Source organism: Pseudomonas sp. CGJS7, from assembly GCF_036961695.1.
This window is the reverse complement of record NZ_JBAMDI010000134.1, coordinates 1-19,568: the sequence shown is the minus strand read 5'-3', so window position 1 is coordinate 19,568 and position 19,568 is coordinate 1. Positions and strand designations below refer to the sequence as shown.

16 protein-coding genes are annotated in these 19,568 nt (G+C 66.6%); 4 read left to right on the top strand and 12 right to left on the bottom strand.

Annotated elements, in window-relative coordinates:
* Positions 1–737 precede the first annotated feature (737 nt).
* Entirely contained in the window at positions 738–2,960 is a 2,223-nt protein-coding gene (locus V7787_RS44035; RefSeq protein WP_336094004.1) for a reprolysin-like metallopeptidase, read from the top strand.
* Between the two features lie 129 nt (positions 2,961–3,089).
* Here the strand turns inward: V7787_RS44035 and V7787_RS44030 are convergent, their stop codons facing one another.
* Positions 3,090–4,103 carry an FkbM family methyltransferase gene (locus V7787_RS44030; protein ID WP_336094002.1) on the bottom strand — a complete coding sequence of 338 codons (1,014 nt, stop codon included), beginning with the start codon at positions 4,101–4,103 and terminating at the stop codon, positions 3,090–3,092.
* Between the two features lie 351 nt (positions 4,104–4,454).
* Positions 4,455–6,068 carry an electron transfer flavoprotein-ubiquinone oxidoreductase gene (locus tag V7787_RS44025; protein WP_336094027.1) on the bottom strand — a complete coding sequence of 538 codons (1,614 nt, stop codon included), beginning with the start codon at positions 6,066–6,068 and terminating at the stop codon, positions 4,455–4,457.
* A 279-nt stretch (positions 6,069–6,347) separates the two neighbouring features.
* Between V7787_RS44025 and V7787_RS44020 the strand changes: the two genes are divergently transcribed.
* Positions 6,348–6,938, top strand: a complete 591-nt coding sequence (locus V7787_RS44020) for an alpha-ketoglutarate-dependent dioxygenase AlkB family protein (RefSeq protein ID WP_336094000.1) — start codon at positions 6,348–6,350, stop codon at positions 6,936–6,938.
* 84 nt (positions 6,939–7,022) lie between these two features.
* On the opposite strand, the gene V7787_RS44015 is transcribed toward V7787_RS44020, so the two are convergent.
* From V7787_RS44015 to V7787_RS43990, 6 genes are all read right to left on the bottom strand, one after another.
* On the bottom strand, positions 7,023–8,210 hold the full coding sequence (locus tag V7787_RS44015; protein WP_336093998.1) for a glycoside hydrolase family 16 protein: 1,188 nt from the start codon (positions 8,208–8,210) through the stop codon (positions 7,023–7,025).
* Between the two features lie 141 nt (positions 8,211–8,351).
* The gene (locus V7787_RS44010; protein WP_336093996.1) at positions 8,352–9,041 is read right to left on the bottom strand and encodes an ABC-type transport auxiliary lipoprotein family protein; all 690 of its coding nucleotides are present in this window, start codon (positions 9,039–9,041) and stop codon (positions 8,352–8,354) included.
* Between the two features lie 41 nt (positions 9,042–9,082).
* On the bottom strand, positions 9,083–10,024 hold the full coding sequence (locus tag V7787_RS44005; RefSeq protein ID WP_336093994.1) for an MlaD family protein: 942 nt from the start codon (positions 10,022–10,024) through the stop codon (positions 9,083–9,085).
* 34 nt (positions 10,025–10,058) lie between these two features.
* Complete coding sequence (locus V7787_RS44000; RefSeq protein ID WP_336093992.1) at positions 10,059–10,943, bottom strand: CPBP family intramembrane glutamic endopeptidase; 885 nt, start codon at positions 10,941–10,943, stop codon at positions 10,059–10,061.
* Positions 10,940–11,794 (bottom strand): ABC transporter ATP-binding protein, encoded by an 855-nt coding sequence (locus V7787_RS43995; protein WP_336093990.1) that lies wholly within the window; start codon positions 11,792–11,794, stop codon positions 10,940–10,942. Before V7787_RS43995 ends, V7787_RS44000 begins: the two co-directional genes overlap by 4 nt.
* A gap of 82 nt (positions 11,795–11,876) precedes the next feature.
* Complete coding sequence (locus V7787_RS43990) at positions 11,877–12,998, bottom strand: ABC transporter permease (RefSeq protein WP_336093988.1); 1,122 nt, start codon at positions 12,996–12,998, stop codon at positions 11,877–11,879.
* Between the two features lie 182 nt (positions 12,999–13,180).
* On the opposite strand from V7787_RS43990, the gene V7787_RS43985 reads away from it, so the two are divergent.
* Positions 13,181–14,431: a threonine/serine ThrE exporter family protein gene (locus V7787_RS43985; protein WP_336093986.1), complete on the top strand. Its 1,251-nt coding sequence runs from the start codon at positions 13,181–13,183 to the stop codon at positions 14,429–14,431.
* Here the strand turns inward: V7787_RS43985 and V7787_RS43980 are convergent.
* The 4 genes from V7787_RS43980 to V7787_RS43965 all read right to left on the bottom strand — a co-directional run bounded on the left by V7787_RS43980 (position 14,428) and on the right by V7787_RS43965 (position 18,520).
* Positions 14,428–15,009: a hypothetical protein gene (locus V7787_RS43980; RefSeq protein ID WP_336093984.1), complete on the bottom strand. Its 582-nt coding sequence runs from the start codon at positions 15,007–15,009 to the stop codon at positions 14,428–14,430. The genes V7787_RS43985 and V7787_RS43980 overlap by 4 nt on opposite strands.
* Positions 15,010–15,152: 143 nt before the next feature.
* A complete protein-coding gene (locus V7787_RS43975) occupies positions 15,153–15,533 on the bottom strand; it encodes an H-NS histone family protein (protein ID WP_336093982.1) in 381 nt (126 codons plus the stop codon).
* A 554-nt stretch (positions 15,534–16,087) separates the two neighbouring features.
* Positions 16,088–17,809 carry a proline--tRNA ligase gene (locus tag V7787_RS43970; protein WP_336093980.1) on the bottom strand — a complete coding sequence of 574 codons (1,722 nt, stop codon included), beginning with the start codon at positions 17,807–17,809 and terminating at the stop codon, positions 16,088–16,090.
* 222 nt (positions 17,810–18,031) lie between these two features.
* Entirely contained in the window at positions 18,032–18,520 is a 489-nt protein-coding gene (locus V7787_RS43965; RefSeq protein WP_336093978.1) for a DUF4124 domain-containing protein, read from the bottom strand.
* Between the two features lie 109 nt (positions 18,521–18,629).
* Here V7787_RS43965 and pssA point away from each other — a divergent pair, with 109 nt between their 5' ends.
* A complete protein-coding gene (gene pssA, locus V7787_RS43960; RefSeq protein ID WP_336093976.1) occupies positions 18,630–19,424 on the top strand; it encodes a CDP-diacylglycerol--serine O-phosphatidyltransferase in 795 nt (264 codons plus the stop codon).
* Positions 19,425–19,568 lie beyond the last annotated feature (144 nt).

The following is a 19,568-nucleotide window of genomic DNA, read 5'->3' as shown; positions in this document are numbered from 1 at the left end:
GCCGGCGATGGCGATCCGCGCAGCGAGTGGGCTCATGGCGCAAGGCAAGTGTGGGCAGACAACCAGCGCATTGTGGCGGTATTGCCCGAGCGGCCGCTATAAGCCGGGCGCGGCGGCGTGGCGAGCGGCGCCGATTGCGCCGCCGAGCGGTCTTTCGGTCCTGCTTCGCGTTGGGAAAAATGCAATGCGCATCACAGTGCTGGGTGGTCCGGCGCAGGTCCCGCGCTGCCCTCATTCGGAGCCGTGCTCACGTCGGTTCCGGCCACTCGCGCCATGGGCACGACCGTTCGTCGTCGGCCGACCTGGGGCGTGGGTCGGCGGGGAGGGTATCGACCGTCGACTCGCGCGGGGCTCGGCGAAGCTTAAGCAGCGTCAATCCGGCGTCGTATCGTTTCGATGCTGAATAGCGGCAATCGCGCGTTCACTCTGTCGTGGATCGCAAGCACCTTCGCCGTTTGCGCGTAGCGTGGCTAAATCTGCGGCAAAAACCGGCGTTGGAGTATTGAAGTCTGGGGAATGTGCATGCAGGATGCCTCGGTTTTCGTTTCCCGGCCGGTTCTGTATTTATGCGCAAGCTCGTTTACGCAGGTGTTTTGGCTCTTCTCGGGGCCGGTTGTACGTCGTCGGATCCCGGCAAGGAGGCGGTAACCGCGGTCGGAAGCGCTCCGCAGACGCAGGCTTCGGCCCTCACGCCCTCCGCCGCCGCGCGGTCCAGCCTGCCGAAGGCTCGGGCGTTGTTGAGCCGCCGGGCGATCGCCCCGGGCTTTGCCGGGATGCCCGATCGCGGCGATCTGGTCGCCTATCCGCGACACAGTGCGGCGGTGAGCGAAGGCGCTTACACCTGGCACCGCGCCGATATCAGCGAAGCGCACGCGATATCGGCGATCGCCGGCGGGCGCCTGAGTCTGACCGCGCCTTCGGGCGAGAAACTGGACTTCCGCTTCGAGCGCCATATCGAACACACCTCGGGCGACTGGACCTGGGTCGGGCGCAGCGAGAACGGCGCCGCCTCCGATCAGGCCATCATCACCTTCGGCGAACACGCCGTGTTCGGCCGTATCGCCCAGCCGGGCAAGGCGCCGTTGCGCTTGACCATTCGCGACGGCAAGGCTTGGCTGGTCGAAACCGATCCGGCCAAGATCGCTTTGATCGACAACCACATCACCCGGCCGACCGAGCCGGATTACCGGATTCCCACCGCCGCCGCGGGCGTATCCAGCGCCGCGACCGGCCTGTTGCCGGTCGGCGCCGCCGCGGCGCAGTCCGCCAACGCCGCGACCATCGTCGATGCGGTGATCGGATACACCAACGGCTTCGCCAATGAGTTGGGCGGTTCCTCGCAGGCGGTCACCCGAATCAACTTCCTGATCGAAGTCGCCAACACCGCATACCTCAACAGTCAGATCAACGCGCGCCTGCGTTTGGTCGGGACCGTGCAGGTCAACTATCGCGACGACACCAGCAACGGCAGCACCTTGGATAAATTGACCGGCACCAATTCGGTCGCGATCGATCCCGCCTTCAACGCCCTGCGCGCCGCGCGCGATCAGTACGGCGCCGACGTAGTGTCGCTGGTGCGCAAGTTCGATCAGCAAACCAACGGCGGCTGCGGTATCGCCTGGTTGATCGGCGGCGGACAGCAGTCTTACACCACGCGCAACGAAGGTTCGGCGTATTCGGTGGTCAGCGACGGCCGCGATCCGGGCCCGGGAGGCACGACCTATTTCTGCACCGACGATACCTTGGCGCATGAAATCGGCCACAACATGGGCGCGCAGCACGACCGCGCCACCGCCAGTTCCAGCGGCACCTTGGCGTATGGCGCGTTCGCGTATTCGTTCGGCTACAAGCAGGGCGGCGCGAACGGCTTCCACACCATCATGGCGTATGGCGACGAAGGCCAGGACGGCTACTCAGTGTTCTCCAATCCCCGCATCACCTTCTGCGGCGGGCAGGCTTGCGGTATCGCCGACAACGCCGACAACGCGCGCACCTTGACCGCCACTATTCCGATCATGGCCACGTTCCGCGCGGCCAAGCTTTACGTACGCAACGATTTCGATGGCGATGGCCGTTCCGATGTGTACTGGCGCAATGCGGCCACCGGTTACAACGATCTGTGGTTCATGTCCGGCGCGGCGCTGTCGCGCTCGGCGACCGTGCATCGCGAACCGGATCAGTCGTGGACCGTGGTCGGTTCCGGCGATTTCGACGGCGACGGCCGTCTGGATGTGCTGTGGCGCAACGTCGTCACCGGCCAGGTGTTCATCCATCTGATGAACGGCGATCGGGTGATCGGCGGTGGGCTCTCGATCACCGTGGCCGATCTGAACTGGAAGATCGTCGCCCTGGGCGATTTCGATGGCGACCGGCGCACCGACCTGTATTGGCGCAACATGGTCAACGGCACCAACGACGTGTGGCTGATGAATGGCGTCATGCCGCGCGACGTCGCAACCGTGCATCGCGAGCCGGACATGAATTGGACGGTGGTGGGCGCCGGCGATTTCAACGGCGACGGTTACGCCGACATTTTCTGGCGCAATACCGTCACCGGCCAGAACTTCATGCACCTGATGTCGGGGTTCAACAAGCTCCCCGGTTCCGGCGGCGTCCAAGGCGTGGACGATCAGAATTTCCGCGTGGCGGCGATCGCGGATTTCAACGGCGACGGCCGCAGCGACCTGTATTGGCGCCATCGCGTAACCGGCCAGTGTTACTTGTGGACCATGAGCGCGGCGGCGCCGACCTCGGTGGATTTGGTCCATACCGAGGCCGATCAGAATTGGCAGATCGTCAACAGCGGCGACTACAACGGCGACGGCAAGGCCGATATTTTCTGGCGCAATCAACGCAACGGCCAGAACGTCATCCATTTGATGAACGGTAAGGATTTGCAGCCGGGCTCGGGAATGACAACCACCGTGTCGGACCTGAACTGGAAAGTGACCGGGACGTAAGGCTTCGCGCCGCGCATCGGCGCGTCGATGTTTTCCGATGCAATGGACCGCATATCGAAGGCCGCCGTCAGGCGGCCTTTGTTTTTCCCCGGAGGTATCGGCAAGAGGATCTGAGCGGCCGGTGGGGGGTTACTGCTTGCGGGTTCCCGGGCGCGTTGCGTGGTGCTTGTAGACCGGATCGTCGGCCGGCAACGTGGCGTCGATGAAGAAACTGGTGAACACGCAACGCGAGACCATGTCGTAGCCCTGGTCGATCAGGTAGCGGTAGATCGGCGAGCTGTCGGGCGTGGCGAATTCGAAATCGAAATCCTCGATCGCGAGCAGCGCCGGTCGGTAGCGTTGCCAGTCGTTCGACTCCAATGCCTGGATATCCACCGACTCGATGTCGATATTGAGGAAGTCCACGCGTCGATCGCCGCCATGGCGCTCCAGGATGTCGCGCAGCGGATACACCTCGGTGGTGATTTCGCGAGCGATGTCGATGCCTTCGCGCTTGGCGATGTAGTCGGCGAACTCGGCCGAGGTGGTGTTGCTGGAAGCCCAGTCGTGAAACAGACGGAATCTCGCTTGGCCACGCTCGGCGCCGATGGCGATGTTGAGATTGGTGTCGTTCGGACGATCGCGCTCGAATTCCTGGATCATGAATGGATTGGCATCGACATTGATCCCCGACCAACCGCGTTCGTGCAGGAGTTTGGTATTCGAGCAAAGCCTGGGGTGATAGCAGCCCAGGTCGACATAAAAACCGGATTCGACTTCGCCGAGGAAATGAGCGGCGACTTGATCTTCGCCCCAATGTGCGAATGCGGGTCTCTCGTATTGCCCGCGCTTGGGGATGCCTTGCAAGGTTTCGATGGTCGCATTGCACCGCGTCAGTTCGCCAAGCAGTTCGAGCCTTTCCCGCTCCAGACGTTGGTTCTCGGCGGCGAGCCGGGTGCCGGGCGGGTCCGCTTCGGTGCCCATGGCTTCGGTATGCCGCTGCGATCGGTCAAGCTCGGAGCGCAATTGCGTGAGCGCATTCTCGCGATCGGTCAGCTCGGCGGTGAGCAGGCTTATATGGCGTAAGCCGTTGTCTCTTTGCTCCAGCAGGCGCCCGAATGGGTAGACATGCCTGGCGATGCTCGTAAGTTTGGCCTTTATCATGCTTCGCTCAGGGCTCGATCAGGGACGCATCACACGGCAGTGGCCGAGAAGCGTCAGTGGGCGTCGCCTGTCGTGCATTGCGAACGATAAGGTCGTAAGCGTTTTTTCTTTTGCGCTGGCTTGCAGGGTTCGTTGTGTATTTGTGGATAGAAAGCTATCCGGATCGGTGTGCGCGGAGCTCTTTGCTCGCGGATCGGAAAGTTGGGGCGGTGCCTTTGCTTGATGGCGGCGGCTGGCGAGGCCGCGGGCCGCGGCGGCGTAGAGCGGCACGGCGCGGTCCCATCGGGGTGGCGGCCCTACCGTTTGAGAAGCCGCTCAGCTCGAATGCTCGGCCTTTCCCTGGCGATTGCCTTACAAGTTCTGGTAATTCGGCCCCGACCCACCCTCAGGCGTCACCCAATTGATGATCTCGTACGGATCCTTGATGTCGCAGGTCTTGCAGTGCACGCAGTTGGCCGAGTTGATCTGCAGGCGCTTGGCGCCGGCTTCTTCGACGATTTCGTACACGCCCGCCGGGCAGAAACGGGTGCAGGGGTTGCCGTATTCCTCGGCGCACTGGGTGATGCAGACGTTGGTGTCGGCGACCTTCAGGTGCACCGGTTGGTCTTCGTCGTGCTCGGTGGCGGCGAAGTAGACCGAGGCCAGACGGTCGCGCGGGGCCAGGCTGCGGTCGATGTAGTCGCGCTTGGGTTTTTCCGCTTCGCCGAGTTTCTGCAGCGAGGACCAGTCGGGCTTGTTCTTCAGCGTCCACGGCGAGGCGCCGCCGGTGATGGTTTCCCAGCCGGCGTTGAGCATGCCGAACCAAAAGCCCTTCTTGAATCCGGGCTTGATGTTGCGGACTTTCTTCAGCTCGGCCATCGCCTCGGAGGCGCGCAGCTTGGCGTCGAAGCCGGCGCTGTCGAGCGTTTGCGCCGATTGCTGCGAGGCCAGGTGCTCGGCGGCGAGCATGCCGCTGCGGATGGCCTGATGGGTGCCCTTGATCTTGGGCACGTTGAGCAGGCCGGCGCCGTCGCCGATCAGCAGCGCGCCGGGCATTTCCAGTTTGGGCAGCGATTGGTAGCCGCCGGTGACGATGGCGCGCGCGCCGGCCGAGACGATGCTGCCGCCGTCCAGCAGCGGCTTGATCAGCGGGTGGTTCTTCCACTGCTGGAACGCTTCCCACGGCTTGTAGTCGGGGTCGCGGTAGTCCAGTCCGCTGACGTAGCCCAGGGCGATGCGGCCCTTGTCCAGGTGATACAGAAAGCTGCCGCCGTAGGTGCGGCTGTCGGCCGGCCAGCCGACGCTGTGGACGATCTTGCCCGGGGTGACCCGGTCTTCGGGCACCTGCCACAGTTCCTTGATGCCGATCGAATAACCCTGCGGATCGCTGCCGGCGTCGAGCCCGAAGCGCTTGATCAGCCGCTTGGTCAGATGGCCGCGCGCGCCCTCGGCGAACACGGTGAGCTTGGCGCGGATGTCGATGCCGGCGGTGAAGCCGGACTTGTGGCTGCCGTCCTTGGCGATGCCCATGTCGCCGATGCGCACGCCGGCGACGCGGCCGTCGGCGTCGTGCAGCGTTTCCGAGGCGGCGAAGCCCGGGTAGATCTCCACGCCCAGGGCTTCGGCCTGCGGCGCCATCCACGCGCACATCGCGCCGAGGCTGACGATGAAGTTGCCGTGGTTGTTCATGTCCGGCGGCACCACGGGCGACTTGTAGCCGCCGGTCTTGGTCATGAACCAGAATTCGTCCTCGCCGGCGGGCACGCAGATCGGCGGCGGGTTGTCGCGCCAGCCCGGCAGCAGCGCGTCCAGCGGCGCCGGCTCGATCACAGCGCCCGACAGGATGTGCGCGCCGATGGTGCTGGATTTCTCGATCACGCACACCGACAGCTCGGGGTTGAGCTGTTTGAGCCGGATCGCGAACGACAGGCCGGCCGGGCCGGCGCCGACGGTGACGACGTCGTACTCCATGACGTCGCGTTCGATCTCGATGGCTGGCGTGTCGGACGGCTGGACCGAGTCGATCGGCTGTTCGCTCATGCTGGCGGTACTCGTGCGTGCAATCCGCCCATTGTCGCGGGTTTGCCCGACAGGCGCCAACCGAGCCCGGAAATCCGCGGCGGGCGACGGGTTCCGGGGCGGATTTCCGGCCGGTTGCGGGACGTTCGGTACGGTTTTGCGCCGTGACCGCGGCCGCCGGCGGGCGTGACCGGCAGCGCAGGATCCGGAAAGTCGCCCGGCGGGCCCCGTGCTAGCGTGCGCGCCATGCCGCTCAATCGCCTGCCGCTGCAAGACGCCGAACTGGCCTTCGACCCTAGTTGGCTCGCCGCCGAGCAGGCCGATGCGCTGCGCCAGGCCTTGCTGGAGCAGGTGAACTGGGAGGTGCACCGGATCCGCCTGCTCGGCCGCGAACACGATTCGCCGCGCCTGAGCAGTTGGATCGGCGATCCGCAGGCGCATTACCGCTACTCCGGCACCGATTTCACGCCCTGGCCGTGGCCGGAGCCGCTGCGGGCGATCCGCGAGCGGCTGGTGCGCGAACTCGGCGCGCCGTTCAACAGCGTGTTGGCCAACCGTTACCGCGACGGCCGCGATGCGATGGGCTGGCACAGCGACGATGAGCCCGAACTCGGGCCGGCGCCGACGATCGCTTCGCTGAGCCTGGGCGCGCGCCGCCGTTTCACTCTCAAGCACCGCCAGCGCGCCGATCTGAAGGCGGCGCTGGAACTGGGACACGGCAGTTTGCTGGTGATGTCCGGGCCGACCCAGGCGAACTACCGGCACGCCTTGCCGCGTACCGCCAAGCCGGTGGGCGAGCGGATCAATTTGACGTTTCGGGTGATCGGGCGACGCTGAGCGGGCGGCGCCGGGATCGGATCGCCGGTTGCCGCTGCGGTCGCGGAGGCTCCGCGACCGCAGCGGCGTCTGAGCTGCGGCCGATTAAGGGCGCTGCCAGGCGCGGATGTAGTCCACGTAGGTCACCGCAGATTGCGTGCTCGCCGCAGGCGGCTTGATCGAGTAGACGAAGTGATCGACCAGGATCGAGCTCTCGATCTGGCTGACGTTGCTGGTGGTGCGCACCAGTTTGCCGTCGATGTAGAAGCGGGTCGCGTCGGGCGCGATGTCGGCGCCGTAAACGTGGTAATCGGCGCTGGGATCGAAGCGGATGTCGAGCGGGAAGTAATCGGTCTGCTCGACGCCGTTCTTGACCACGTACTGGTTCAAGTACAGCCGGCTCTTGTTGTCGGAGTAATACTCGAACACATCGGTTTCGTTCCACTGCTGCGCGCCCGGCGCCTGGAAGGTCCAGAACGCCGGCCAGAAACCGGCCACGGCCGGCAGCTTCATCCGCGCTTCGATGAAGCCATAGCGGAAGTTGTAGCGCTTGTGTGAGGACAGCAGGCACGAGGTCCAGTCGTAGGTGTTGCCCGAGGGCGAGCGCACGCGTTCGCGCTTGGCCAGCATGTTGAGCGCGCCGTTCTTGATCGAGCAGTTGGCGGCGTGATTCCACTCCAGCTGCTGATTGCCGGGGTTGCCGTGGCCGTTGTCGGATTCGGCCGAGGAGTTGTCGGCCCACTTGTTCCAGTCCACCGCGGTGGCGTTGAACTCGTCGCCGAACTTGTAGACCCAGTTGGTGCCCGCGCCGAGCGGACGGGTGGTGGAAGGATTGCTGGGCGCCGCGGCAGCGACGGTGAAGCTGCGCTCGGGCAGCAGATTGGTCCAGGTGCCGCCTTGGTAATGCGACACCCAGTAGCGGTACTGCCCGGCCGGCAGCAGCCCGCGCGCGGTCAGCTCGCGCTGGGTCGTGCCGACGGTGTAGTTGCTTTGGTGGCCCATATCGAAATTGCGGCCGTCCGCGTCGCGCACGGCGAACACGATCTGTTCGTAGGTGACGTTCTGCGGATTCTGCAGACGCGCGCCGAGCATGACTTCGGTATCGGCGCTCGGCGCCTGCAGGTCGAGGCCGATCGCGCGCAGCGGGGTGGCGCCGATGGTTTCGTAATCGACCGTACCCGCCGGCGTGGCCTGGGCCACGCCGATGCAGGCGATCAGTTCGGCGGTCAGCGCCAGGGTCAGCAGGGCGCGGCGCGCCGAGACCCGGCGGCGTTGCGAAAACGGTGCGGTCATGCAGCCTCCCAGAGGCGCGGAATGGTTGGGCGCGCAGTCTAGGAGCGCGGCGCGGGGCCGCTTGTGTTGCCGATCAAGCTAATACAACGCTGTCGTCAAGCTGTCGTCGGCGCGCCGAAGCGCGTCAGTGGAACGGCTGGCTCAGCGTCGGGACGGCTTGTCGTGGGTTTTCTCGTGCGCATCGCCCGATGTCAGCGTCCACCCCGCGATCTGCCCGGTGATGGCTTCCAGCGAGGTCTCGAAGGCCTGGATCACGTCGGGCACTTCGGCGGTCGCCGCCGGGCTGGATTGCAGGAAGGTGCGCGAGGCGACCACTTTCTGGTCGGCGTTGTGCATCAGCTTGGCGTTGATCTCGATCACCGCGGCCGGCAGCGCGGCGCCGGCGGCGTAATCGGATTCGAAGCGGCGCATGTCCAGGACCAATTTGTAATCGGCGGCGATGCCGGAGCCCTGGCGCGCGACCGCGGCGATCTTGCCGGAGTCTTCCAGGGTGCGCAGCAACGAGTCCTCGATCATGCTGCTGGGCAGCTTGGCCCAGGCGGCGCCTTTGTAGACCTGGATCTCGTTGCCGGTCGGGCGCACGGCGATGCGCAGGCTGTCGATCATGCGCGCGGCGTTGGGCGCGCTCAGCGACAGCTGCCAGTTGGCGTTGGGCCACGAGGGATCGGCCTGCACGCGCGGGTCGGGCGCGTATTGCACGGTCGGCGCCTTGGGCTTCTCGCCGAGAATCGAGGAGCAGCCGCTCAGGCTCAGCGCGGCAACGATGCCGGCGGCGAACAGGGCCGATTGCTTGGCGGCGAAGGAGCGGCGGGGCGCGCGGGTCGTCGTCATGGTCGTCATCGCAGGTTCGGTCGAACGAAAAAGAGGGCGGTTCATCGCGCGGCCTTTTCCGGCTCGAATTCCTTGGTCGCGTCGCGGCCGAGCAGGTAGCGGGTCGGATTGCTGTCCAGGCGGTCGCTGATCCGGCGCAGGTCGCGCACCAGCGAGCGCAGTTCGGTCAGGGTCGGGCCGAGCTGGGCCAGGCCGTCGTTGGCGAAGCTGCTGATCGCGGCGCGGTTGTCGTTGAGGATGCCGTTGGCGCCGTTGGCGGCCGAGTCGAGCTTGGTCAGGGTGCCGTCGAGTTTGTCGATGATGCCCGGCAGCTTGCCGGCCAATTCGCGGTCGACCGTTTCCACCGCCTTGTTGGTGGTGGCCAGGGTCTGGCTGAGTTGTTCGCTGGACTTCTTGGCGTTGGCGATCAGTTCGCGCAAATCGCCGCGCTGATCGGCGATCGAACCGGTCAGCGATTCGATGTTGGCCAGGGTGTTGGACACGTGCTTGACGTTGTCGTCGCTGAGCACCTGATCCAGGCGCGCGACCAAACGGTTGGCGGTGTCGGCGATGTTCTGCAGCGCCGAGGCTTCGGTCTGGATGATCGGGATTTCGCTGCTGCGCTCGGCGTCGGCCAGCGCCGGGCTGTTGGGGCTGCCGCCGGTGAGCTGGATGATCGGCGTGCCGGTGATGCCGGTCAGCGACAGCTTGGCGCGGGTGTCGGTCTTGACCGGCGCGTCGGCCTGCAGGCGCAGCTTGGCGATGACCCGGCGCGGATCGTCCGGCGCCAGGCTCAGCTGCTGCACGGTGCCCACGCCGATGCCGTTGTATTGCACGGTGCTGCCTTCCGACAGGCCGGTGACCGGCTCGTTGAAGATCACCGCGTATTCGCGCCAGCTCTTCTCCGAGGAATATTTGGCCGCCCACAGCGCGAACAGCAGCAGGAACAGCGTCACCACGATGGTGAACGCGCCGATGAGGACGTAATTGGCCTTGGTTTCCATCAGGCACCTTTGAGCGATAAAGCCCTGGCCGGCATCATGCCAGCATGGGGTAGGTAAACGCGGTGAAATGAATCAGGTTGAGGCCGAAATGCGCGAGCACGGCGCCGAGCAGGCCGCCCTTGCGATAAGCCCAGCCGTAGACCAGCCCCGCCAGCGTCGCCACCAGCGCGAAGCGCCAGCCGCCGCCGAGGTGGACCAGGCCGAACGCCAGCGCGGCCACGCCGACGGCATACCACTGGCCATTGCGCACGGCCTGCCAGCGGCGTTGCAACGATTCTTGCAGGTAACCGCGGAACATCGCTTCCTCGGTCAGCGCCACCAGCAACAGATTGTTGAGCGCCCACAGCGCGCCGAATTCGGGCCATTTCGGTGCCCAGGCGACGATGTTCAACGCCAGCCCGAGGCCCAGGCACAACAACGCCGCCAGCGCCGTGCCGGTCAAGCCGGCGCCGAGCGAAGCCGCCAGCGGCCGCTGGCCTTCGCCGAACAAGCGCAGCAACGGCCAGCACAGCAGCAGCCAGAAGCCGGCCAGCGGTTTGTCGAAGTTGAGATACAGCGACATCGGCGCCGACTCGGGCGTCAGCCGCAGCGCGTCGACCAGTTGCGGGTTGTTGAAGCCCGGCAGCAGATGCAAGCCCAGCGCGAACGCGACCAGCACGAACAACACGTGCCCGGCGATGCGCCAGCCCTTGGCGCGCGCCGGCAGGACCAGCCACGCGGCCAGGATCAACAGGGCGAAGAAGATCAGCGCGATCGGGTCGAGCAGCCCGCGCGCCAACCCGGCGACCGTCGTCGCCGCGAGCAACCCCAGACTGAGCTTGCGCGCTTTCGGCCACCACAACAGCGCCGCGGCCGCGCACAACATGCCCCAGATCGACACGCTCCACAGCGTGTCGGTATTGGCCCATAGCCCGGTCATCCCCGCCGCGCATCCGAATGGCCGTGGGTTGCGGCCGCGTTCTTGTCGCGCGCCACCTGGGCCGCGCGCGCGCGCGGGCCGTGGAAATACTCCTGCACCCACGGGTGATCGATCTTTTCCACTTCCTCGATCGGCGCGCAGGCGATGACTTTCTTGTCGGCGAGCACGGCGATGCGGTCGCAGATGGCGTAGAGCGTGTCCAGGTCGTGGGTGATCAGGAACACGGTCAGGCCGAGCGCTTGCTGCAAGGTGCGGATCAAGCGATCGAACGCGGCCGCGCCGATCGGGTCCAGGCCGGCGGTGGGTTCGTCCAGGAACAGCAGCGGCGGGTCCAGCGCCAGCGCGCGGGCCAGGCCGGCGCGCTTGCGCATGCCGCCGGACAGCTGCGACGGCAGCTTGTCGATCGCATCGGCAGGCAGGCCCGACAGCTTGACCTTCAGCAGCGCCAGCTCGTAACGCAGCGAGTCGGGCAGGTCGCCGTGGTACTCCTTCAGCGGCACCTGCACGTTCTCGCCGACCGTCAGCGAGGAGAACAGCGCGCCGTCCTGAAACAGCACGCCGGTGTTGCGTTCGATCTCGCGGCGCAGGCGCGGGTCGGGGTTGCGCGCGTCGATGCCGAGCACCTGGATCTCGCCGTCGTTGGGCCGGCGCAGCCCGAGGATCGAGCGCATCATCACCGACTTGCCGGTGCCCGAGCCGCCGACCACGCCGATGATCTCGCCGCGCTTGACGTCCAGGTCCAGGCCATCGTGGACGACTTGGTCGCCGAAGTGATTGACCAGGCCGCGGATGCGGATGATGACGTCGTCGTCGGCCGCGGGGTTGGCGGATTGGGGTTGCGGAACTGTCACAACGCACCCCCTGCAAGATGAGCGAGTCGGTCCGCGCTACGCGCAGCCTCAGTGCCCCGACCTCTGATCCCCAGCCCCGGCCTCACCAGCCCATCTCCATGAACCAGATCGCAAAGAACGCATCGAGCACGATCACCAGCGAAATCGACTGGACCACGCTGGAGGTGGTGCGCTCGCCGACCGACTGCGCGGTGCCCTTGACCTGCAGGCCTTCCAGGCAGCCGATCAGGCTGATCAGCAGGGCGAAGATCGGCGCCTTGCACATGCCGACCAGGAAATGGCGCAGCTGCATGGTGTCGTGCATGCGCCCCAGGTATTGCTGCGGCGGGATGTCCAGGCCGTACGCGCCGACGGTCAGGCCGCCGAGCAGGCCGGCGACCATCGCGATGAAGGTCAGCAGCGGCAGCATCACCAGCAGCGCCAGCACCCGCGGGATCACCAGCAGATCGACCGGGTCCATGCCCAGGGTGCGGATGGCGTCGACTTCCTCGCGACTGACCATCGCGCCGATCTGCGCGGTGAACGCGCTGGCGGTGCGGCCGGCCAGGACGATCGCGGTCAGCAGCACGCCGAATTCGCGCAGGAAGGCGATGCTGACCAGCTCGACCACGAAGATGGTCGCGCCGAAATCCTTGAGGATGGTCGAACCCAGGAACGCCACCACCGCGCCGACCAGATAGCACAGCAGCGCGATCAGCGGCACCGCGTCGAGGCCGACCTGTTCCATGTGGTGGACGGTGGCGGTCGGACGGAAGCGGCCCGGGTTCTTGAACAACCGCAGCATCTTGACCAGGGTTTCGCCGAAGAAGGCGACCAGGGCCAGTACTTCCTTCCAGTTGTCGGTGACAGCAAAGCCCAGGCGCGCGAGCGCGGCCTGGAAGCCGTACTCGCGTTTCTTCTTCGGCCGCTCATCGGCGACGTCTTCGATCGCGCTGACCAGGGCGCGATGGCTGTCGTGGAAGCTGAAGGCCTGATCGAAATCGAGCTGGTGCCGGCGCGCGTAGCGCATCAGCTGCAGCACGCCGACCGAATCCAGGCGCTCGACCCCGGTCGCATCAATCTCGTCGACGCCTTCGGGCACGTGCTTGAGCGCGTCGCCGATGGCGACCGCATGCTCCAGCGTCCAGCAACCGGAAAGGCGTAGCCGCGAGGGCGCTTGGCCATCGGCGGCGATTTCCGGCGCTTGCGTGGTCGATACGGTCATAGAGCCTCGGGCGGGAGGATACAGGCTAGTGACGACTTGGTGAGTGTCACGTGTGGGGCCGGGTCGATGCGTGGTGGCGACAGCATGGCGGTGGCTCGATGAATCGCGTTCGGCTGTCGCGCGGGCCGGGACCGCATTGCCGATTCCCGACGCCCCGGGGCCCATGCGATCCTTTCACCGCCATGTCCACCCCGCATCCGCTCAGCGCCACCAGCTACGCCGCCCGCATCGCCTTCGTGGTCGAGCTGGCCGAGCGTCTGCACAGTTACGGAACCACGGCGCAGCGCCTGGAGGGCGCGGTGACCGCGGTGGCGCAAAAACTGCGGCTGGAATGCGAGCCGTGGTCGAATCCGACCGGCCTGATCCTGACCTTCAGCGATCCCAACCGGCCGATGGGCGACAGCGACACCACCCGGGTGATCCGGCTGCCGCCCGGCGAAAACGATCTGTACCGGCTCAGCGAAACCGACCGCATCGCCGAGGAGGTGATGGCCGGCAATCTGGATCTGGCCGCCGGCCATGCCGCGCTGGAGGCGCTGGACCGGCCGCGCAGCCGCCGCTGGCGCGCGATGCAGGTGCTGGCCTATGGCCTGGCCGCGGGCGCGGTCGCCAGCCTGTTGCGGCTGCCGTGGCTGGATATCGGGGTGGCCGCGATCAACGGCTTGATGATCGGCCTGTTGGTCGACATCTCCGGCCGCCGGCCGCGTCTGCGCGAGGCGCTGGAAGCGATCGCCGGCATGTTCGCGGCGCTGACCGTGGTGCTGGTGGCCAACTTCATTTCGCCGTTGAACCAGAACACGGTGATTATCGCTTCGCTGATCGTGCTGCTGCCGGGTATGGCGCTGACCAACGCGGTCAACGAGCTGACCAATCAGCATCTGGTCTCCGGCACCGCGCGCTTCGCCGGGGCCTTGACCACGGTGGTCAAACTCGCGGTCGGCACGGTGATCGGGTTGTACATCGCCGATCTGGTCGGCCTGCCGCCGGTGGTGCGCGCGTCGCGGCCGCAGGAAGCCTGGGTCGAATGGTGCGGGCTGGCGGTCTCGGCGTACGCGTTCGCGGTGTTGTTCCGCGCCCATCGCAGCGATTATCCCAAGGTGATGGCGGCCGCCGCGGGCGGTTATCTGATCTCGCGTTTCGTCGGCCTGGCCTGGGGCAGCCCGGCCGGGATCTTTCTGGCCGCGCTGGTGATGACCGCGCTGGGCAATGCCTACGCGCGCTGGGGCAACCGGCCCGGCGCGATCATCCGCGTGCCCGGCATCATTTTGTTGGTGCCCGGCAGCGTCAGCCTGCGCGGGTTGCTGAGCATGATCCAGCAGCAGGACGTCAACGTCGGCCAGGACGCGGTGCTGGCGGTGTTGAATATTCTGTTGGCGCTGATCGCCGGGCTGATATTCGGCAATTTGCTGCTGCCGTCGCGGCGCAATCTTTAACTGTTCGCCCGCAGCATCGGCCAGGCGAATTCGCAGACGAAAAAGATCAGCAGGCCGGTATAAGTCAGGCCGTTGCCGATCCAGCTCAACGCCCGCGCCGAGCGCGCCGGCTGCGCGCCGCGCCGGCGCCAGCGCCGCGCGATCACCCAGGCTTCGAAATACACCGTCAGCACGAAACACAGCGCCAGATAGGCGAAGGTGAAACCCAGGCTCAAACGCGGGTCGGGGAAACCGTCGAAGCTCCAGGTGCCCGCCGCCAGCACCAACGCCGCGGCGTCGTTGTGTTTCGCGGCGATTTGACTTGCGGCCGCGATCAGCCAGGGCAGGGGCAGGCCGATTACCACGGTCGAAAGCAGATTGGCCCAAAACACGTCGCCCAGCGCCGCGCCCGGGCGCGAACCGCTCAGTTTGATATGCGCCAACCATTCCACCAGCACCACGGCGATGCCGCCGACGGCGAATACGATGAAATTGACCGTCAGCAGCAACGGCAAACCGACGTTGGCGGCCGCCTCGGCGGATACGGCGAGCAGGGCCAGGGCGACGGCGGATATTGTCCAGCGGCGGTGAAGGTTCATCCGTAAACCTCGGGTGGCGAGGGCTGGATTATCCGCCGGAATGGGCGAGTCGGCACGCGTGGGCGGAAGAATCCAGCGGATCGCGGTAACGAAAAACGCCGGCGCAAGGCCGGCGTTTTCCTGGGTTCGGCGTTCCGATCCGATTACTTGATCAGGAAATCTTCCAGCTTCTTGCCGGCGGCGGTGTAAGCGGCCAGCCAGCGCGGCTGCTTGCCGCGGCCGGTCCAGGTCTCGCCGGTATTGGCCGGGTTGCGGTACTTCGGGGCGACCTTGCCCAGCGGCTTGCGCGCCTTGCGCGCGGCCGGAGCGGCCTTGACGGCCTTGGCCTTGGGGCCGCGCGCGGCCGGGGCGGCGCCGCCGAACAGCTCTTCCAGGGTATAACCCTCGGCCTTGAGCAGGCTGCTGATTCTCTTGCGCACCGCCGCGATGGGCTTGCGCTTGTTCAAGGTGGTCTTGCGCTTCTTGGCCTGACTGATCAGGGACTCGAGCTCTTTCGCGGACAGCGTGGAGATATCGATCGACATGGAGCCTCCGGGGAGAATGGTCGGATAACGGCCAGTCCCTGGCGCGCGGCAGCATACTAATGGCAGCGCAGTCTGCCGTAAATGCGGGCAAAGATATATACCCGGATATTGCGCGCGCACGTTCGTGCGGTCCGCTCGGGATTCGCCGGAGACGGCGGTGCGCGCAGGCGGGTGGATCGATGCAATGTTGCGGTTTCTCGCGGGGCTTTCGAAAACCGCCGCAGGCGCCGGACGATTAAATGGTCGGTTTCAAACGGCCCGTCGAACCGCGGGCTTATCTCGCTGCGCCGCAGATGTTGCGCAACGCGACGGCGGTTATCTAAATCGGGCACGAAACCTGCTTGGGGAAGCTTCGTCGGGCCCGGGTCCGAGGGGCTGGCGGGGCCGCGAGCGGAGTTGGAGGACTGAAACTATGCGTAATTCGGATGGGGCCGCCTATGTACCCGGGAGGAGGTAGGGACAGTTCCCTAAGCCCCGACCCCTAACCCCCGCTTCCAAACCGCGATTACCAAAAGGTAATCGCGGCTGCGTTCGGGCCGCCAAGGCGGACCGGATTACCCCGCCACGCCACCGATCCGGGCCAGAACCGCGGCGCGATCGAGATTCTCGGCTTCGCTGGCGCGGCGGTGGCGGTATTCGAAGCTGCCGGCGGCCAAACCGCGTTCGGACACCACCACCCGGTGCGGGACGCCGATCAGTTCCATGTCGGCGAACATCGCGCCGGGGCGCAGGCCGCGGTCGTCCAGGGCGGCGTCGACGCCGGCCTTGAGCAGATCTTGATACAGCGCCTGCGCGGCTTCGGCCACGGCGGCGTCGTTCTTGGGATTGATCACGCACACCACCGCTTGCCAGGGCGCCATCGCCTCGGGCCAGGCGATGCCGGCGTCGTCGAAGTTCTGCTCGATCGCCGCGGCGACGATGCGCGACACGCCGATGCCGTAGCAACCCATCGCCGGGGTGGCGGCCTTGCCGGTTTCATCGAGCACGCTGAGCTTCATCGCTTCGGCGTACTTGCGGCCCAGCTGGAACACGTGGCCGACTTCGATGCCGCGGGCGATGCCCAGGGTGCCCTTGCCGTCGGGCGAAGGATCGCCGGCGACCGCGTTGCGGATATCGGCGATCTCGGCCGGCTCGGCCAGATCGCGGCCCCAGTTGACGCCGGCCAGGTGGTAGCCGTTTTCGTTGGCGCCGACCACGAAATCGGCCATCGCCGCGACGCTGCGGTCGGCGATGACGCGGATCGCGCGCGCCGGCTTCACCGGCCCCAGGAAACCCGGCTGCGCGCCGAGGTGTTCGAGGATTTCCGCTTCGGTGGCCAGGCGGTATTCCGCCAGGCCGGCGAGCTTGCTGAGTTTGATTTCGTTGACGGTGTGATCGCCGCGCACCAGCGCCAGCGCAAACTGCGGCGCGCCCTCGGCGTCGCTGCCCACGATCGCCACCGACTTGACCGTGCGCGACAGCTCCAGGCCGAGCAGCGCGGCCACGTCTTCGCAGGTCTTCTGGGTCGGGGTATCGACCTTGCGCAGCGCCTCGGCGGAGGCCGCGCGCGGGCCCGGCGCCAGCGCTTCGGCCAGCTCGACGTTGGCCGCGTAATCGGAGCCGTCGGAGAAGGCGATCGCGTCTTCGCCCGAGTCGGCGAGCACGTGGAACTCGTGCGAGGCGCTGCCGCCGATCGCGCCGGTGTCGGCGAACACCGCGCGGAACTTCAGGCCCAGGCGGGTGAAGATGCGGCCGTAGGTGTCGTACATGTTGCGGTATTCGCGGCCCAGATCCTCGTCGGTGACGTGGAAGGAATAGGCGTCCTTCATCAGGAACTCGCGCGCGCGCATGACCCCGAAGCGGGGGCGGATTTCGTCGCGGAACTTGGTCTGGATCTGATAGAAATTGACCGGTAACTGCTTGTAGCTGGACAGCTCGTTGCGGGCGAAGTCGGTGATGACTTCCTCATGGGTCGGGCCGAAGCAGTACCAGGCTTCCTTGCGGTCCTTGATCTTGAGCAACTGGCCGCCGAACTTCTCCCAGCGGCCGGTTTCTTCCCACAGTTCCTTGGGCTGCACCGCCGGCATCAGCACTTCGATCGCGCCCGCGGCGTTCATCTCCTCGCGCACCGCGCGTTCGACCTTGCGCAACACGCGCAGGCCCAGCGGCGACCAGGTGTACAGACCGGCGGCGAGCTTGCGGATCATGCCGGCCTTGAGCATCAGCTTGTGGCTGACGATTTCGGCTTCGGCGGGCGTTTCCTTGCTGGTGTGGAGATGGAACTGCGACAGGCGCATCGGCTGGGATTCATGGGCTGGGGAAGCCGACAGTTTGCCATGAGCCGGGTTTGCGCCGGGATGCGGGGTATGCGACCGGGCGAATGGCCATGCGCCGCGCGAGCGTGGAATGCGGCGATCGCGCGAACGAAAACGCCGGCCGCCGCAGTGCGGCGTCCGGCGTCTTTAGCGGTCGATGGAAGATCGGGACAGCCCCCGATCCTGGCGTCGAACCCAGCGCTTTCAGATCTCGGCTTTGGGCGCCTCGCCGGGCCGGGTGGGCGCGGGGTTCGGCGTGGAAGCCGCGGCTGGAGCCGCGGGAGCGGTGCAGTAGGCGCGGATCGACGACTGGGCCAGGTCGATCTGAGCCTGGCGCTGCTTGGCGTCGAGCACGTTGTCGGGCTTGCCGTCGCCGTTGTTGTCCACGCCGACCTGGGCCGAGCTCTGCAGCTGCTTGAGGTTGCCGCGAGCGTTGAGGCACTGGGTGCTCTCGCTGGTGGCGCTGACGCTGGCGGTCTGGGTCGGGGTGCCGGTCTTGCTCTTGATCACCCGATTCTTGACCTGCCCGGACTGGCTGGGCGGCGGCGAATCGGAGTAGTGGGTAACGCCCTGGGCGTCCTTCCACTGGTACAGCTCGGTGGCGGTCGCGGCGCTCGCCAGGACGGCCAGGGCGAGGCTCAGGCCCAGCGCCGGCAGGGCGCGGCGGGCGGAAAGACGGGGCATGCGGGACATGAGAGGCTCCGGAAACGGGGCTGGCGGAACGGCCGGGACAACGGTACGGCGGGGGAACGCGAATTGCAGCATCCTGCCACGGCGCAGGCAAGCGCTACACTTCCCAGTTATGGAACCTCAATCCTCGCCCCGTCCGCGCGGCCGCGGCATCTATTTGCTGCCCAATTTGTTCACCACCGGCGGCATGTTCGCCGGTTTCTACGCGATCATCGCGGCCACCCAGGGCCGTTTCGACGAGGCCTGCGTGGCGATCTTCATCGCCGCCATCCTCGACGGCGTCGACGGCCGGGTCGCCCGGCTCACCAACACCCAGAGCGAATTCGGAGTCCAGTACGACTCCCTGGCCGACCTGATCAGCTTCGGCCTGGCCCCGGCGCTGGTGATGTACCACTGGGCGCTGGAGTCGACCAAGCTCGACGGGGTGATCCCCGGCAAGATCGGCTGGGTCGGCGCGTTCCTGTATGCCGCCTGCGCGGCGCTGCGGCTGGCGCGCTTCAATTCCCAGGTCGGGCAGGTCGACAAGCGCTGGTTCATCGGCCTGGCCAGCCCGGCCGCGGCCGGGCTGGTGGCCAGCTTCGTCTGGACCTGCCACAGCTTCGATCTGGACGGCGAGCAATTGCGCTACGCCGCCCTGGCGGTGACCGCGATCGCCGGCCTGCTGATGGTCAGCCGGCTGCGCTATGTCAGCTTCAAGGGCAGCGGCCCGCGCAACGACCGGGTACCGTTCCTGGCGATCCTGGTGGTGGTGGCGGTGCTGGTGGCGATCGCCATCGACCCGCCGCGGGTGCTGCTGGCGATCTTCGCCCCGTACGCCCTGTCCGGCCCGGTGCAGGCGCTGTGGCGCCGGTTCCGGCGCACGCCGCCGGACGCGCCGCCGTCCAACAGCGAGACCGGCGCGTCATGAGCGAACTGTGGAGCGCGCAACAGCGCGAATGGCTGCAGGCGATGGGACATACGGTGCTGGCCTTGGCCGGCGCCGAAGCGGTCGCCGAACCGGCGCCGGCGCAACGCGGCGGCGAGCGCTCCGACGCCGGCGCGGCCAACGGCG

Excerpts from the sequence above, each read along its gene's own strand:
- pssA (WP_336093976.1), top strand. The coding sequence starts at position 18,630 with ATGGAACCTCAATCCTCGCCCCGTCCGCGCGGCCGCGGCATCTATTTG.
- V7787_RS43970 (WP_336093980.1), bottom strand. The coding sequence starts at position 17,809 with ATGCGCCTGTCGCAGTTCCATCTCCACACCAGCAAGGAAACGCCCGCC.
- V7787_RS43990 (WP_336093988.1), bottom strand. The coding sequence starts at position 12,998 with ATGACCGTATCGACCACGCAAGCGCCGGAAATCGCCGCCGATGGCCAA.
- V7787_RS44020 (WP_336094000.1), top strand. The coding sequence starts at position 6,348 with ATGCCGCTCAATCGCCTGCCGCTGCAAGACGCCGAACTGGCCTTCGAC.
- V7787_RS44010 (WP_336093996.1), bottom strand. The coding sequence starts at position 9,041 with ATGACGACGACCCGCGCGCCCCGCCGCTCCTTCGCCGCCAAGCAATCG.
- V7787_RS44000 (WP_336093992.1), bottom strand. The coding sequence starts at position 10,943 with ATGACCGGGCTATGGGCCAATACCGACACGCTGTGGAGCGTGTCGATC.
- V7787_RS43980 (WP_336093984.1), bottom strand. The coding sequence starts at position 15,009 with ATGAACCTTCACCGCCGCTGGACAATATCCGCCGTCGCCCTGGCCCTG.
- V7787_RS44030 (WP_336094002.1), bottom strand. The coding sequence starts at position 4,103 with ATGATAAAGGCCAAACTTACGAGCATCGCCAGGCATGTCTACCCATTC.
- V7787_RS44005 (WP_336093994.1), bottom strand. The coding sequence starts at position 10,024 with ATGGAAACCAAGGCCAATTACGTCCTCATCGGCGCGTTCACCATCGTG.
- V7787_RS43965 (WP_336093978.1), bottom strand. The coding sequence starts at position 18,520 with ATGTCCCGCATGCCCCGTCTTTCCGCCCGCCGCGCCCTGCCGGCGCTG.
- V7787_RS43985 (WP_336093986.1), top strand. The coding sequence starts at position 13,181 with ATGTCCACCCCGCATCCGCTCAGCGCCACCAGCTACGCCGCCCGCATC.
- V7787_RS43975 (WP_336093982.1), bottom strand. The coding sequence starts at position 15,533 with ATGTCGATCGATATCTCCACGCTGTCCGCGAAAGAGCTCGAGTCCCTG.
- V7787_RS44015 (WP_336093998.1), bottom strand. The coding sequence starts at position 8,210 with ATGACCGCACCGTTTTCGCAACGCCGCCGGGTCTCGGCGCGCCGCGCC.